The sequence below is a fragment of the Schleiferilactobacillus perolens DSM 12744 genome, from assembly GCF_001435585.1.
Lineage (GTDB): Bacteria > Bacillota > Bacilli > Lactobacillales > Lactobacillaceae > Schleiferilactobacillus > Schleiferilactobacillus perolens.
On the sequence record NZ_AZEC01000001.1, the window covers coordinates 197,619 to 213,683 of the forward strand.

The following is a 16,065-nucleotide window of genomic DNA, read 5'->3' on the forward strand; positions in this document are numbered from 1 at the left end:
AAGATATGGATTTCGATGCAGCTGCAAAAGATATTCTCGCGGATGTTGGCGGGGCGGAGAATATTGGTAATATGACCCATTGTGCGACTCGGCTACGGCTGAATCTAGTTGATCGCTCGTTGGCCGATGATAAAAAGGTCGAAGCAATTCCCGGTGTCTTGAACGTTGTCTATAAGGCAGGACAGTATCAAGTACTAATAGGCACTGAAGTGCCCAAACTGTATGCCGCATTTGAGCAGTTAGTGAATACTGCGCGAGGTAATGCGCCAGCAGAACCTCAAACTGCCAATAAGGGGACATCGCAAGGGGGAATTAGTGCAATTGTTGGGAATGTATTTTCCGCAATTTCCGCTATCTTTGCACCATTACTACCTGCTCTGGCCGGTTCAGGAATCTTACGTGGTTTATTGATTCTCTTTGTCCAATTAGGACTCATTAAAACCGGGAGTGGCACATACACCATTCTCAATGTCACATCAATGACCGTATTTTACTTCTTACCCGTTTTACTGGCCTATTCGTCAGCTCGCCGATTTGGCGCTAGCCCTTATATTTCAGCGTTAATCGGGGCAGCATTGATTCACCCTGATTTCATCGGTTTAATGGGTAAGACTGGTAATGGGGCGACTACCAATCTTTTTGGCATCCCCGTTGTATTAATGAATTACAGTTCGACAGTCGTGCCGATTATCCTAGCAATTTGGGCATACTCGTATTTGTACAAGTTTTTAGATCGTAAGATTCCAGAGAACTTGAAGCTGGTCTTACTACCTGCTGTTTCTTTAATTATTATGGTACCGCTTACTATGATTGTCATTGGCCCCATCGGTGTTTACAGCGGCGAGGGTGTCGCACACATGGTAAATTGGTTGATTGATCGCAGTAGTATTTTGGCCGGTGTCGTTGTCGGCGGCGGCTGGAGTATATTGGTGAGTCTGGGGATCCACTGGGCAATTAACCCAATTATGATTAATAATGTTTCCACCTATGGCTTTGACTACATTGTGCCTTGGACATTTGCTTGTAACTTTGCAGTGATTGGAACCACGATTGGAGTTTGGCTCAAAGCCCGAGACACGAAGTTACGTGGTTTTGCGTTGACGGGATTGGTGACAATTGGCTTGTCTGCAATTATTGAACCCACTCTGTTTGGGATGTTAGTGAAGCATCGTAAATTATGGTTGGCGCAAATCATTGGCGGCTGTGTTGGTGGTGCTTACCTCGGTTTGACAAAGGTTGTCACGAACGCCTTTGTCTTTGGTAGCGTGACAACTTTTCCTGCCTTTGTTGAGAAAAATTCCGGGAATTTTATTAATGCCATGGTGGGCATGCTCATTGCCCTGGTTACTTCGGCCGTTTTGGCGTTCTTCTTTACTAAACGGGATGAAAAACTGGCATAATGTGCATCCCTAATATTGATTCTCTCCTGACCGGATTGATGTCATAATAGACGAAGTATGACTACTCGAATTCATCATCACCAGGAGGTTAATATGATTCCTTACGAACGGCAAGAAAAAATTTTGGCAATCTTGGCGGATCACGATTTAGTCAAGATTGATGAATTACAATCCCAGTTGCCCGACGTGTCAGCTTCTACTCTAAGACGGGATATTAAAACGTTGGAAAGTGAAAATAAGATTGAACATCTTATTGGCGGGGCCATTAAAGTGGCCTCGGCAACTGGCGAAGTGCCTATTGTGCAAAAGATCGCCATAAATAGTGGGGCTAAAAGAGCGATTGCTGAGCGGGCGGCTAAAGAAATTCATGAACAAGACAGCATCTACGTAGATTCTGGATCGAATTGTACTTTTCTCCTGAATCAGTTGCTGGGTCGACAAGTGACCATATATACCACCAACACGGCGGTATTGAGTATTACTGGTGCTATTGAGGCCGATATTATTCTACTTGGTGGTCAATATAATCCAGCAATTTCTTCTCTCAGTGGAGCACTGACGGAAAGCAATTTGAGGAGTCTTTATTTTGATAAAGCTTTTCTTGGCGTGAACGGCGTGGATGAAATAAAGGGGGTTACAACTCCGACTATCTCGGAAGCCACCAAGAAGCGACTCGTCAAGGAAAATTCACGAAAAACTTATCTGTTATGTGACAGCAGTAAGTTTCATCGTTTCTCAACAGTCAAGGCGTTTGATTTAAAAGATGTTGTGCTGGTTTCGGATAAGCAGGACGCTAAGTTGGGTAAGCAAGTGCCATTACTTGTCGCTCACTAAATGCAGTTTTTTTAAATTGTGCCTTGACACATCTCCTGAAAGCACTTACTATGGTTTTTGTAAGTTCAAACGGGATTGTTACTGATTCGATCAGGCATCACCCACTGAAACCGGCAAAACGGGATCAGTGGGTATTTTTATAGCAAGGGAGGCCAGTCAACCGTGAAGTTCGTTAATAAAATCAACAACAACGTGGCACTGGCCCAGGATGAACATGATGTTGATTGGGTTCTGATTGGCCGAGGCATCGGCTTTGGGAAAGAACCCGGTGATCCAATTACCGAGGACCAGATCGACCGGCGTTTCAAGGCCCAAAAGGATGAAGTGACGCACCAAAATCCGCCCGCCATGCTGCAGCATATTAACCCCGATACCTTACAATTAGCCACTCTGGTCAGTGATCGTGTGGCAGAGCGGTTAGGGATTCACTTCAGCAATTACAACTATCTGGCTTTGGCCGACCACATTGACTTCGCACTAGAGCGAGCCAAGGGGGATCAAGATTATCCCACCGAGTTGCGGTGGGACGTTAAAAACTTGTTTCCTAAGGAATACGCCGCCGCCCAGTATGCCCTGGCTCTTATCCAGGAACAGACTGGTGTGAAGCTTCCACCCAGCGAGCTGACTTTCTTCACTTACCATTTTGTCAGTGCGCAAAGTGATGAGACTTTGCTGGAAGATACGGTGGAGGTGGCGAATCTCGCAAACCGGATCATCGAGATTGTGAGTTATTCCTTCCAAATGCAGCCGGATCCCACATCCCTCAACTATGCCCGCTTTATGACCCATCTGCGTTATTTCATTATTCGCCAGTTGAAAGGCGGTAGTGAGGAAATTGCCTTAGATCCCTTGATCGGCGAGGTAGTGAAGGAGCGGTACCCCAAGGCGTATCAAGCCGCTGTGAAGATTGCCGAGTATTTGCATCAGAGCAAAGGCTGGACGATTTCTGAAAGTGAAAAGATGTACCTGACGCTGCACATCTGGCGCCTGACAAGAGAATAGAATATAAAGTACATACGGATTGTAACTGGTTCGACCAGGCATTACCCAAGTACTTTTCAGAACAACCGACGCGTTCGGCTGCTGTGAAAAGTATTTGGGTTTTTGTTTTTCTAAGCGTGGGCCCACGCTGGCGACCAACTTGAATACTCAACATTATGGAGGTAGAAATAATGGCAGATAATGCAAAAATTGCCAGCACCGTCATTAAAGAAATTGGCGGAAAAGAAAATGTCACCAACGCGTGGCATTGTGTGACGCGACTGCGGTTTAACTTAAAGGATCGGAAACTCGCTCAAGTGGACGCGATTAAAGATATTCCTGGCGTTATGGGTGCCCAATTTTCTGGCGATCAATTCCAAGTCATTATCGGTAATACCGTCGGTGATGTCTTCGAAGAGGTTGAAAACGTCCTGGGTGGTACGGGTTCCGCGTCTGGGAGTACCGAGAAAGAAAGCATTGTCTCCAAGCTAATGGACATCATCTCCGGTATTTTTACCCCGATTCTGCCAGCATTAGCGGGTACCGGGCTGATCAAAGGTCTATTGGCGCTGGCACTGACATTGCACTGGACCACGGCGACTGCTGGTTGGTACCAAGTGCTGTATATGATCTCAGACAGTGTTTTTTATTTCTTGCCATTCTTCGTTGCTGTATCGGCGACCCGCAAGTTCAAAACCAGCGAATATTTGGGCCTCTCTGTCGCTGGCGTATTACTCTATCCCACAATGGTGAATGCTTATAACGCCATCTCGGCGGGTAAAAAGGTGGCTGCGATCACGCTGTTCAGCGGCGTGAATGTGCCATACGTCAATTACACTTCTTCGGTTATTCCGATCATTCTTGGCGTTTGGTTCCTGGCGATTGTCCAGCGCTGGGTTAAAAAGTGGATGCCGGATGCCATTACGATGATGTTCACCCCGATGGTGACGCTGGTCATTGTCGTACCGGTGACATTACTCGTCTTTGGTCCGCTGGGGACATACGCCGGGAATGGTTTAGCGGTTGGTATTTCTTGGTTGTTCACTCATGCGGGCCCAGTGGCCGGGTTAGTACTTGGCGCGACCTTCCCGTTAATCGTGATGACCGGGATGCATTACGCTTTCGTACCGATCGTCGTCAACAACTTCAAAGTACTCGGTTATGATGCCACGATCTTCCCCATCAACTTTGTGACCAACATGGCTCAGGCTGGCTCTGCTTTCGCTGTGGCCATCCGTTCAAAGAATGCGGCCACGAAGCAATTAGCCACTTCCTCTGGTATTTCTGCTTTACTCGGAATTACTGAGCCAGCAATGTACGGAATCAACTTGAAGAAAAAGAAGCCGTTCTATGCGGCGTTGGCAGCCGGCGGTATTGCTGGTGCATTTGTCACTTTCTTCGCGGTTAAGGCCTTTGCCATGGCGGGGCTAACCGGTTTAACTGCGTTACCAGTCTTCATCAGTGCCAAGACACCCATGAATATTGTGTGGTTGGCCATTGGGATCACTATGAGTTTCGTATTGTCTTTCATCTTTACGCTGGTTTTAGGCTTTGAAGATGATGTGGTGGCCGCTCCCAGCGCGACGAAGCCCGTTAAAAAAGTGGCCGCGGCGGATAAAACAACCGTTGGCGGCGCCACAATTCTGGCTCCCGTTCAAGGTACGCTCGAACCGCTGAGCAGTGTGGCGGATGATACATTTGCCCAAGGAATTATGGGTAAAGGCGCTGCGATTATTCCTGAAGACGGCGAAATTGTCGCGCCAATTAGCGGAAAAGTGACTGTTTTACCGGATAGCAAGCACGCTGTGGGTATCACCGGCGATGATGGCACGGAATTACTCGTCCATGTGGGTATCGATACCGTTGAACTGGGCGGCAAGTTCTTCACCGCTGCAGTTAAAGCCGGCGACCATGTCACAGCTGGTCAAAAGCTGTTGTCCTTTGATTTAAAACAAATCAAGGAAAAAGGATACGATCCGACGGTGATGATCATTGTCACCAATAGTAATGACTTCACTGATGTTTTGCCGATGAACGAATCTGGTGTGATTTATCCCAAAGAACAATTGCTCGTTGCGATTAAGTAAGAGACAGAAAGGTTGTTAATATCAATGTATAAGAATAGTTTTCCCCAAGGCTTTAAGGATGGTTTCTTGTGGGGCGGCGCCACGGCTGCCAATCAATTAGAAGGCGGCTGGAACTTGGATCACAAGGGCCTAACCACGGCAGAAGTGGTTGAACGAGCCACTGATCGGAAGAACTTTACCTTTGATAAGGTCACCAAAGAAAGCCTGGAAAAGGCGCTGCACGATCCTTCAGATACGCATTATCCCAAACGGCGGGGCGTTGATTTTTACCACCACTATCAAGAAGACATCAAGCTGATGGCCGAAATGGGCTTTAAGGCTTTCCGCCTTTCCATTGCCTGGGCGCGAATCTTTCCCAATGGTGATGAAACCACGCCCAACGAAGAAGGCTTGGCCTTTTACGACCGCGTCTTTGACGAACTGGCCAAATACAACATTGAACCCGTTGTGACCTTGTCCCATTATGAAATGCCGCTGGGGTTAACGTTGAAACAAAATGGTTGGGCAAGCCGGGAGACAATTACTGATTTTCTGCGGTACACGGATGTCGTTTTCAAGCGTTATGCCCACAAAGTGAAATACTGGCTGACGTTTAACGAAATCAATGCCAGCACATTCGGGTTCATGGGTACTGGTGCACTGGATAGTGATCTTGCTCCTCAAGCGCAACTGCAATTGCGTTACCAGGCGCTGCATCATCAATTTATTGCCAGCGCGCTGGCCGTGCAGCAAGGCCACAAAATCAATTCGAACTTCAAGATTGGCTCCATGCTGGCGCGGATGCAAACTTATCCGGCTACTTCCAAACCAGAAGATGTTCGCGCTGCCCAGGAATCTGATGACAGCAATCTGTTCTTCACCGACGTCCAAGTGCGCGGCGAATATCCAGAATTTATGAACCGCTTCTTCGCTGAGAACGGCATCACAATTGCCATGGAACCGGGCGATGAGGATATCTTGCAAGCCGGCAAGGTGGATTACTTGAGCTTCAGTTATTATATGTCGACGGTGACATCGCAAAAGAATGCTGGCGATAAGTCAGTTGGCAATATGGTCTTTGGCGAAAAGAATCCGTACTTAGAAACTAGTGAATGGGGTTGGCAGATTGATCCAGTTGGTCTGCGGATTACACTCAACACACTCTGGGATCGTTACCGAGTGCCTCTGTTTATTGTTGAAAACGGTCTGGGCGCCACTGATAAGCTGACGGCAGACGGTCAAGTCCACGACCAATATCGCATCGACTACCTCAAGAAGCACATTGAACAAATGAAGGAAGCTGTTAAAGACGGCGTTGATTTGATGGGTTATACCATGTGGGGTCCGATCGATTTGATCAGTGCGTCTACTTCAGAAATGTCCAAACGGTATGGTTTCATCTATGTGGATCAAGACGATGAAGGTCACGGCAGTCTGCGCCGTATCAAGAAGGACAGTTTTGATTGGTACAAGAAAGTCATTGCTTCCAATGGCGAAGATTTGAGCGAATAAGCTTTACAGTCTACACAAGTCACGGGTGCATTTTGCCGTGGCTTTTTGTTTTGGCATTTTTCCGTATTGCTTCTGAAAAAACAATCATCTCAAGCAGGGTTGATTAAAAACTTGTACTGATTTTTTCGACTTTCCAAAAAGGACGACTCCTTTTTTGCAATTTCAATCTCATTCGATTAAGATGAAACCAACTTTTATCACGAATAAAAAGGAAGTGCTGTCATGACCGTCACAATCAAAGATGTGCTCAGACTCCCCTCCATGCGCGGTGCGGTCCTACTGACAGACTCCGCTGGTCTGGCCAAGCCGGTCACGGCCGTCTCGGTGCTGGAATATTCTGATCCTACCCCGATGCAAAAAGACTTGAGCAATAAGATTAAATACTTGGGCGACGAGTTGGTCTTGACGGCGTTTGCCAGTGTCGCCAATGATGTGGCCGCGCAATGCGCGAATATTCGGCAAATGGCGCATTACGGTGATACGGGCATGATCCTCTTTTATGTGGGGTTGTTGATGCCGAAAGTGGATCCGCAACTGATTGAAACGGCCAATGCGGTGGGTTACGTGCTCATCATGATGCCGCCGAAGGATAAAAGCCTGGCATACAGCAGCGTAATCTCCGACATTATGCAGGAAGTCTTTCTAGATCGGATCAATAACCCGGTCTTTGCCATTGATATGTTGAAGCGGGTGACCAAACTGCCGGATACGCTGCATTCGGTGGATACGGTTCTACGCATGTTGTCCGATCGATTGCATTGCAGTATTGCCTTGCTGGACCGGGACTATCAGTTGCTGCAAAGTGCTGCCTGGCCGGCCGAGCGGCAGGAAGACTGGGACCGGTTTGCCGCGGCGGAACAACAGCACCAACCGATTACGGATGACCGGATCATCGACTGGGAAACCGTCAGTGATACGAAACAGTGGGGCATGATTCGGTTGCTGTTGTTAATCGACGGGCGGCGGATGAATGTGTATACCCGCAGCCAGATTATTGAAGCCATTCAGATTGCGCTGGATCTGTGGGGTCACGAGGCCGGGCCGGTGAACAAAGTGGCATTGCTGGCGGCGGTGATGGAGGATGAACCGATCCGGATGCGTCACTTGGGCGAGTATTACCACCTGGATTTGAGTCAAATCCACCATATGTGGCTGATTCCAAACTTCCAAGGATTGGAGCGCCATGCCCATCAGACTAAACTCGCGGCACTGTCGGAAAAGTATGCGCCCATTGCGATCTGTGAACGGTATAATGGCATGCTGTTTATCGTGCCCAGCGGTGATTTGGACCCGATCACGTGGGAAAAATGGGGTAATGCGCTGGCCGCTCAATGTCATGACTGGCAAGCCGCGGTGCCGGTGCGCTGTCAAGATGTGACCACCCCGGCATTGGTGCGGGAAGCAGTGCAGCTGACCCAGGAAGCGGCGAGCGATGCGGCAGTGATTTTTTACCGGCAACCGGTGCTCACATTGGGTAATCTTCGTCTGGCTAAGACGGCGCGGGAGAAACTGTCCGCTGGGGAACAGAATATTAGTGCGTATCTGAATCGTTGGTTAAGCTTGTTCAATCAGCGGGAACAGACTGAACTATTGCAGACCTTAACCACCTATTTGCTGGATACGCACCAGAACGCAGCGGCCACAGCGGCGTTCTTATACGTGCATCCCAATACCGTCAAATACCGGCTGAATAAACTGGCTGGTCGTTTTGGTTTTCCCGTGGGCCAAATGCCGGATTCGTGGGCGTTATATGAATTATGCGGTGTCCTGCGGCTGGCGTATTATGCCAAACAGTGAGTTTCTGACTCATCCACCGCGCAATTAAATAATGAGAAGTGACCATTATGTTTGTCCATTACGACAAATTCAATGGTCTTTTTTTGGCTGGAAAAACATAGACGCCGACTCAGTGCCGCGGTAAGCTGGTCAACAATTAAATACTGATAACTGATTGATGGCATCTTGATGCTTTTTAACATTATAGTTCTCATTCAAATGAGTATCGGTATCATTAACCAAAACTGGAGATGGTTTTATGGCAGCGAATGTCCCTGTGTCTGAAAAGGAAAAAATGAGCACCATGACAGATGATTATTCCCTTTCCCGGGTCCCGGCTGAAGGCAAGACCCCCATGTGGAAAGTTTTGATGGTGCAAATCGGCGGCTTTGTGGCGCTGAGCCAGTTCATGCTGGGTGCCGAGCTGGGCTACGGCATGCCCTTTTGGGACGCCATTATTGCCACGACGCTGGGTTCCACCTTGCTGGAGTTCATTGCCTTTGGCTTAGGCGTTGCGGGCCAGCGAGAAGGCCTATCTACCAGTCTTTTGTCCAAGTGGGCCGGCTTTGGTACGTTGGGGTCAGCGATTGTTGGTCTGACCTTTGCCATTAGCCTGATCGGCTGGTTTGGGATTCAAAACTCGATCTTCGCTCAAGGAATCATTTCCTTGCTCGGTGGCCACATTAACTTTGCGCTCGTCGCCACCATTACTGGATTAGTGGTCACTGCGTCGGTATTGTTTGGTTTCAAAGGCCTTAGTTGGACGTCCAACATTTCCGTACCGGCTTTCATTATCGTCATCGGCTTGGCCACGTATAACATGTTGAAGGGCCACACGATGACCGCCTTGATTACTATGGCAGCGCCGGGTACAGCGCTGACCATGAGTGCAGCAGTCACGATGGTCACCGGGAACTTCATTATTGGCGCGATCATCATGCCCGATCTGAATCGGTTCAACCATAATGCGAAAGATGTGTTCATGGTTTCCGTTGTCGGTACCTTGATCGGTGAGTTGGGCGTGAACGTTCTGGGCGTCCTAATGGCCCATGCGGTGGGCAGCCAGCAGATCATGCCGATTATTTATCAGCTGACCGGCGGGTTCGGTATTTTGCTGGTTATTTTCTCCAGCGTGAAAGTCAATGATTTGAATCTGTATTCGGCCACCTTGGATTTTGCCAACTTCTTTAAGCAGGTCTTCCACTGGAACTTGAATCGGGGCATGATCACCATCGTCGCCGGCGTGTTGGGCACTTTTCTTTCTGTGATCGGCTTAATCGATCAATTCAGCGGCTTCCTGAACATCCTCGGTGTCGTCTTTCCGCCAATTGCGTCCATTATGTTTATCGATTATTGGGTCCTGAAGCGGTCCCGGAAACAATTGGACGAAAGCCGCGCGAAGGGTGAATTGCCTGAAAAATCGGAAGTCTTTCACCCCGTGACGATTGTCGCTTGGGTCGTCGGCAGTGCGGTGGGCTTCTTCGTCAATTGGGGTATTTCATCCTTGAACGTCCTGGTGGTCTCTGGGTTGGTGTATTTCATCGGCATGAAGATTTTTGACAAGCAGCCTCAGGAAACAGTGATTACAGAAACGGCACCGGAGAAAGAGGAGGATGATGCGTAATGCGCAAACTTGATATTCCCGCCATTCAACATATTGCGACGGGCGCCGCGCTGATGGGTGCCGGGGGCGGCGGCAACCCGTTCATTGGCAAACTCATGGCCATCAGTGCGGTCCGCCAATTCGGTCCTGTGACATTGCTGGATCCCAGCGAGGTACCGGATGATGCGGTGGTTAGTTCCCCATCCGGCATCGGCGCACCCGCCGTCACCCTGGAGAAATTTCCCAACGGCAGCGAATTTAAACTGGCAATGAAAAAACTGGAAGATTTGTTGGGCAAGCCGATCACGGCTGTCTTCCCCATTGAAGCCGGCGGTATTAATTCCATGATGCCGCTGGTGGTCGGCGCCCAGATGCACCTGCCCGTGGTGGATGCGGACGGCATGGGCCGGGCCTTTCCCGAACTGCAGATGTCCACGCTGGTTTTGGCGGGACATAAGATTTGCCCCATCGTGATGGCAGATGAAAAAGGCAATTCGGTGATCATCAACACCGACGATCCCCACGATGCCGAGAAGTTTGCTCGGGCGATTACGGTGCAAATGGGGGCCACAGCCCAATCGGCCAGTGATACGACCACTGGCAAAGCACTGCGCGAAGACGGCGTGACCGGCATCATGACGCTGTGTGAAAAGATTGGGACGCTCCTGAGTGCTGTCAGTCAATATCCCACAGTGGCGGATGCTTTGCAGGACTTATTGCAGGTGACCCATGGCTACCATATGATGACGGCCAAAATTACGGATATTCGGCATGTCACCAAGGGTGGTTTCAACTTCGGCACCGTCATTTTCAACGGTCTCGATGAAGACCAGGGCCACACGGGCCAGCTGGAATTTCAAAACGAAAATATTGTCTTTAAACGAGAGGACACAGTGCTGGCCACTGCCCCGGATATCATTGCCCTGGTGGATACGGAGACGTTGATGCCAGTCACGAATGAAATGCTGCACTATGGCAAACGGGTGTTTGTGCTGGGGATTCCGTGCAACCCGAAATGGCGCACCCCAGCCGGCATCAAGAGTGTGGGGCCGCGGTACTTTAAGTACGATTTGGACTATGAACCCGTGGAAGATCGGGTCAAGGCGTTTCGGAGTCAGACGGTGGAGGCGGTGAAATGAAATATCGGTTAGGTATCGACGTGGGCGGTACGAATACGGATGCGGTGATTTTGGACGAGCAGCAAACCGTCGTTGCCAGTATCAAGACCCACACGACGGCAGATATTGAATCGGGGATCGATCATGCCATTGCCGGGGTATTGGCTGAAAGCGGCATTGCCCCCGCAGACATTCATTGGGCGATGCTCGGGACCACCCAGGCAACCAATGCCATTGTGGAACGTAAGGAGTTGGCCCGAGTCGGTGTCATTCGGCTGGGTTACCCCGCCACCGTGGCGATTCCTCCTTATACGGAGTGGCCGGACGATATTGTTCAGATTCTTTCCGGACAGTACGCTTTGGTCCATGGCGGATACGAATATGATGGGCAGACATTGACCATCATGGATGATGACGAACTGCGCGAGGTCTTAACTGGTTGGCAGGGCAAGGTGGACGCGTTGGCCGTGGTCGGCGTCTTTTCTGCCCTGAATAAGGATCAGGAAGAACACGTCGCCGCAATCGCGCAGGAGACTCTGGGTGCCGATATTCCGGTCTCTTTGTCCGCCACGATTGGCTCCATTGGGTTGATTCCGCGAGAAAATGCGACCATCTTGAACGCGGCTCTGTATAAAGTCATTCAGCGGGTGACCCGCGGCTTTTCCGAAGCCTTGCGTCAACGCGGTGTCAACGATGCCACGGTCTATCTGTGTCAAAATGACGGTACCGTGATGTCCCTGGACTTTGCCGCGCAGTATCCGATCTTAACCATCGGCAGCGGCCCCACCAACAGTATCCGCGGGGCGGCTTACCTGGCTCAGAAGAAGAATGCGCTGGTGCTGGACATCGGCGGGACAACCTCTGATATCGGGGTGCTGGTGAATAATTTCCCCCGCGAATCCAGCAAAGGGGTTGAAGTCGGTGGTGTTCAGACCAACTTCCGGATGCCCGATATTTTGTCCATCGGCCTGGGCGGCGGCAGTATTGTCCGGCAACACGCAGATGGTTCTGTCACTGTGGGTCCGGATAGTGTCGGCTACCGCATCACCGAACAGGCCCGCTGCTTTGGCGGTGATGTCCTCACAGCCACCGATATTGCGGTCCGATTGGGTAATGCAGCGTTAGGTGACCCCAGTTTGGTCACCGATTTAGACGATGACTTGGTGCAAAAAGCGGCGGCGGAGATTCGCCGGATGCTGGAAGAAGCCATTGATAAAATGAAACCCAGCGCCGAAGATGTGGATCTGATCCTAGTCGGCGGCGGGATGATCATCGTCCACGGCCAACTAACCGGCACCGCCCACACGTACACAGACTCCCACGGCGGCGTGGCCAATGCCATTGGCGCCACGATTGCGCAAGTGGGTGGCCAATACGAGAAGTTGTACCAATACGCTAATGTCGATCGCGCTAAAGCGATTGCCGATGCCACCGCCTTGGCCGAACGCCAAGCGGCTACTGCGGGGGCGATTCCAGAGTCGACCCAGGTGGTGGACGTGGAAGAGATTCCGCTGGCCTATGCACCGGGGGATACGACTCGGGTGAAGGTCCGGGCTGTGGGGCAGTTGAAGTAACTGACGAATTGCAGAGAAGACTCTTTGAGAGCGCATTTTTCCGTGCTCTCTTTTTTTGCCAAACCATTGAACATTTGTTCCCCTGGATGCTATAATCAACCCAATAAGGGAATAAATATTTTTGAGAAGGAAATTGATATGTATGGCGTACGATATTTTCACTCAGCCTAAGCAGGCACCGCTACGCACTTCAAATATTCAATGGCGTATACTGGGTACACTAAGAAAGGACAAAACCAATGATTGATGCCAATGCACTCCGCGATAGCCATCTGAAATGGCTCCAAGATAATACCATTTTTAAGCAGATTGACGACGGAATCGTCCGTATCGAAACCAGTTTTGTTGATGCTGGTGGTGATGGCATTATTATTTACGCTATCGTAGACGAGGTGCCGCCTGTTCAAATTATTTTATCCGATGATAGCTGGACACTGGAGACTTTGGCTGAGCGCGGTGTATCTTTTGAAGGGTACCTAAAGCGCCAGAAGCTATTGATAAATAAATTGCATTCGTCGGGGGTGCAATTAACAGACAGCGAGCTGACCATCCAAGGAAATCTGGAGCAGTTCTCTGAGTTAGTCAATCGTTTTCTGCAGACTATTATTTTTATTAATGACATGTCCATGATGGCCAATTTTGATGAATAACTCTGACACAAAACAAGGAGAAAACCTGTATGGGACTCGAAAATGAAGAATGGATTCCGGATCCATACTATAGGGACCGATCTGCACATATTGATGAAATCACAACACCTTTCACCGACCCTCTCGGTGACAATATTCGTTTTTTTGTTGTCCCACTCACCAACGGACAGATTTATCTGACGGATGACGGCAATACGATCCTTGACTTGACCATGCAACATCCCGAGTACGACTACCATGAGCTTGCTCAACACTATCAGAACATTGCCAGTCAGCATCAACTCTTTTTGAGTGCGGATGGTGTTTTGGGTATTGTGGGTACTAATAAGCAAGTGGCACTTTTAGCGGGAAAAATGATACAAGTCATTCGGAAAATCAATGAGTTGTGGTAACGCCACTTTTAGTAATTCGGGGTGCTTGTTCAATGACAGCCAACCAAGTAGTCGACATTGCACATACACTAATGTTGATGATGTGTATTTCGTGTGCATGAAAGGAACTGTGTATGGAATGAGAAACAAAAATACATATCAGATAATCGGTAATTTAGATCCAGCGGAGGGTGTTTTCGCTGGGAAGGTCAAGACGCAGAAAGTAGGTAATTCAATCAGTTTACCGGTACCGAGAACGGTTAAAATCAGGGATGGCATTCAGTACAACACGATTGTCTTTCCAGATGGGACAATTGTTTATAAGCCGAAACCACAGTCTCAGGGAGACGAAAACCCTTGGTTGGACGGTGAATATGACCATTGCGATTTTCGTGAAGCGTTGGATCATGGTCTGAATTATAGTGACGAGAAACGCGCTGGAAAGGAACTATAGCAATGGTCCCGTTCAAACGAGTGTCGCAGTTCGGCGTTCGTAATGGACTGGACAGTCCCATTCAGGGCAATATATTTAACTGGTAGGTAATCATCAGATATGACTCGGTAAAAAGACACGGAAAAATTGTCGGTCACGTTAGCGATGAATTACTACGGGCATTACTGACGAAGGTACATCAAATTTACAACCTTTCAGATTGAACTCGGTTGGTGGACGGTTGTAACCGGAATTTACACACATGCAACCGAAAGGAAGGATCTGCATGAAATACATCTCTGGGCTTTACGCCCTGAACATCCCGGATCCAGCAGAACAAACTACTGGTGATTGGCATTGGGGTGCGTTGGACTGGACCCGTATTCCTCTGTTCAATTCAAGCAACAGTATCTACGGTGATTATGGCATCCGCCGTAATGCCAATGTTCCTCATGCACCAGGGAATACGTTCTACAATGTGGCTAACCACATTCGCGCCTTGTTAGATATGCTGGTTGCGGGGCAGCTTGACTTGGCAGGCGGAATGCGTGACGATTTTATTTGCAATGATGCATTGACGCCAGAAGTGTCCGATAAAGTATGGCAGTTGCGGCACACTACAAATTGGCTGCAAATCGATAAATTTATGGGTAGCGAGTATTTCATGCAGTGGGAGGACTACAAAGATGATCGCACTCACGCCGCAACAAAGGCGACACAAGGACCTCATTCGTGATTTTCTGGTGTATGTCAATGATCAGGATGCTCAATATGTCCTCAGGGGTGGCACAGCGCTCATGGTCTGCTACGGCCTGGACCGGTTTTCGGAAGATGTCAACTTGGATGGTCATGGGGTGGCAATCAGGAATTATGTTAGTCGCTTTGCGCAAAATCGAGGGATTGATTACCACATAGTCCAAGATACCGATACCGTGAAACAATTTGTACTGCAGAACGGCAACGACCGATTGGGGATTGAGACAGTGTACCGTAGAAAGTACACAGATCCAACAACCATCAATAAAATCAACGGCATCAGCGTCTACAATCTCGATGCGTTGGCGATAATGAAGAACAACGCTTACCAGAGCCGGAACAGGATACGAGATTTGTACGATTTGATCTTTATACTGACCCACCATTGGGATGATGTTAGTAAACATACCAAGGCGACAATTGCAGATGCGTTTTCCTATCATGGATTAGAACGGCTTGATTATGACGTGAAAACCCAGCAAGATGTTTTGATCCCTGAGGAACTGGTGGACCAAATGACTAATAATTTTCCTGGCATTTACGATCGATTAGGTTTGGTTGGTGACACAAACCGTAGAACCAGAGACTGAAAAGAAAAACTACTACCAAGAGTGAAACAATATGGCTGATTCAAAAACCACCATGTCTGCACGAGAAATCGCTGTGAAACAATTGGCGGAAGAACTGGTGGATTTGCCGAAGAAGAAAATCCACAATGCGCAGGAACTGGCTGATTGGTTAAACGACGATAAGGTTTGGAACTGACAGAACAGTCGCACAATTTACATTAGCTGAAAAAACCTACTTGGCGTCACGGACAATGTCTGTGGCGCTATTTTTGATTGACGCAGTCTAATTGATACAACGTGCAACCGTCCCCAAACGTTGTGATTAGGCCCTTTATGGCATATTTTCTTTAACCCGCTTTTCCCCACGTAAACTCCCCCGTTACCATCTTGATTCACAACAGTTACAGAATCCCAGCGAAAAA

Annotated in this window: 15 protein-coding genes; all 15 read left to right on the forward strand. The window is 48.9% G+C overall.

Annotated features, from left to right (window positions below):
- The first annotated feature begins 5 nt into the window (after positions 1-5).
- Positions 6-1,400 carry a PTS transporter subunit EIIC gene (locus FD09_RS00815; RefSeq protein WP_057817298.1) on the forward strand — a complete coding sequence of 465 codons (1,395 nt, stop codon included), beginning with the start codon at positions 6-8 and terminating at the stop codon, positions 1,398-1,400.
- A 93-nt stretch (positions 1,401-1,493) separates the two neighbouring features.
- On the forward strand, positions 1,494-2,234 hold the full coding sequence (locus tag FD09_RS00820) for a DeoR/GlpR family DNA-binding transcription regulator (RefSeq protein ID WP_057817299.1): 741 nt from the start codon (positions 1,494-1,496) through the stop codon (positions 2,232-2,234).
- Between the two features lie 162 nt (positions 2,235-2,396).
- Positions 2,397-3,236 carry a PRD domain-containing protein gene (locus tag FD09_RS00825; protein WP_057817301.1) on the forward strand — a complete coding sequence of 280 codons (840 nt, stop codon included), beginning with the start codon at positions 2,397-2,399 and terminating at the stop codon, positions 3,234-3,236.
- Positions 3,237-3,406: 170 nt separating this feature from the next.
- Positions 3,407-5,302 carry a beta-glucoside-specific PTS transporter subunit IIABC gene (locus FD09_RS00830; RefSeq protein WP_057817303.1) on the forward strand — a complete coding sequence of 632 codons (1,896 nt, stop codon included), beginning with the start codon at positions 3,407-3,409 and terminating at the stop codon, positions 5,300-5,302.
- Between the two features lie 24 nt (positions 5,303-5,326).
- Positions 5,327-6,793, forward strand: a complete 1,467-nt coding sequence (locus FD09_RS00835; protein ID WP_057817305.1) for a glycoside hydrolase family 1 protein — start codon at positions 5,327-5,329, stop codon at positions 6,791-6,793.
- A 222-nt stretch (positions 6,794-7,015) separates the two neighbouring features.
- On the forward strand, positions 7,016-8,590 hold the full coding sequence (locus FD09_RS00840) for a PucR family transcriptional regulator (protein WP_057817307.1): 1,575 nt from the start codon (positions 7,016-7,018) through the stop codon (positions 8,588-8,590).
- A gap of 238 nt (positions 8,591-8,828) precedes the next feature.
- Positions 8,829-10,193 carry a purine-cytosine permease family protein gene (locus FD09_RS00845; protein ID WP_057817308.1) on the forward strand — a complete coding sequence of 455 codons (1,365 nt, stop codon included), beginning with the start codon at positions 8,829-8,831 and terminating at the stop codon, positions 10,191-10,193.
- Positions 10,193-11,311 carry a DUF917 domain-containing protein gene (locus tag FD09_RS00850; protein WP_057817310.1) on the forward strand — a complete coding sequence of 373 codons (1,119 nt, stop codon included), beginning with the start codon at positions 10,193-10,195 and terminating at the stop codon, positions 11,309-11,311. Before FD09_RS00845 ends, FD09_RS00850 begins: the two co-directional genes overlap by 1 nt.
- Positions 11,308-12,864: a hydantoinase/oxoprolinase N-terminal domain-containing protein gene (locus FD09_RS00855; protein WP_057817312.1), complete on the forward strand. Its 1,557-nt coding sequence runs from the start codon at positions 11,308-11,310 to the stop codon at positions 12,862-12,864. Before FD09_RS00850 ends, FD09_RS00855 begins: the two co-directional genes overlap by 4 nt.
- Before the next feature lie 239 nt (positions 12,865-13,103).
- Complete coding sequence (locus FD09_RS00860) at positions 13,104-13,514, forward strand: DUF1828 domain-containing protein (protein ID WP_057817314.1); 411 nt, start codon at positions 13,104-13,106, stop codon at positions 13,512-13,514.
- A 29-nt stretch (positions 13,515-13,543) separates the two neighbouring features.
- Positions 13,544-13,906 carry a DUF1828 domain-containing protein gene (locus FD09_RS00865; RefSeq protein WP_057817316.1) on the forward strand — a complete coding sequence of 121 codons (363 nt, stop codon included), beginning with the start codon at positions 13,544-13,546 and terminating at the stop codon, positions 13,904-13,906.
- Between the two features lie 97 nt (positions 13,907-14,003).
- The gene (locus FD09_RS00870) at positions 14,004-14,339 is read left to right on the forward strand and encodes a hypothetical protein (protein WP_157053633.1); all 336 of its coding nucleotides are present in this window, start codon (positions 14,004-14,006) and stop codon (positions 14,337-14,339) included.
- A gap of 265 nt (positions 14,340-14,604) precedes the next feature.
- Positions 14,605-15,054, forward strand: a complete 450-nt coding sequence (locus FD09_RS00875) for a hypothetical protein (protein WP_057817320.1) — start codon at positions 14,605-14,607, stop codon at positions 15,052-15,054.
- Positions 15,005-15,664, forward strand: a complete 660-nt coding sequence (locus FD09_RS00880) for a nucleotidyl transferase AbiEii/AbiGii toxin family protein (RefSeq protein ID WP_057817322.1) — start codon at positions 15,005-15,007, stop codon at positions 15,662-15,664. The genes FD09_RS00875 and FD09_RS00880 overlap by 50 nt, the downstream gene beginning before the upstream one ends.
- A gap of 31 nt (positions 15,665-15,695) precedes the next feature.
- Positions 15,696-15,839, forward strand: a complete 144-nt coding sequence (locus FD09_RS16185) for a hypothetical protein (RefSeq protein ID WP_157053634.1) — start codon at positions 15,696-15,698, stop codon at positions 15,837-15,839.
- The last annotated feature ends 226 nt before the right edge of the window (positions 15,840-16,065 follow it).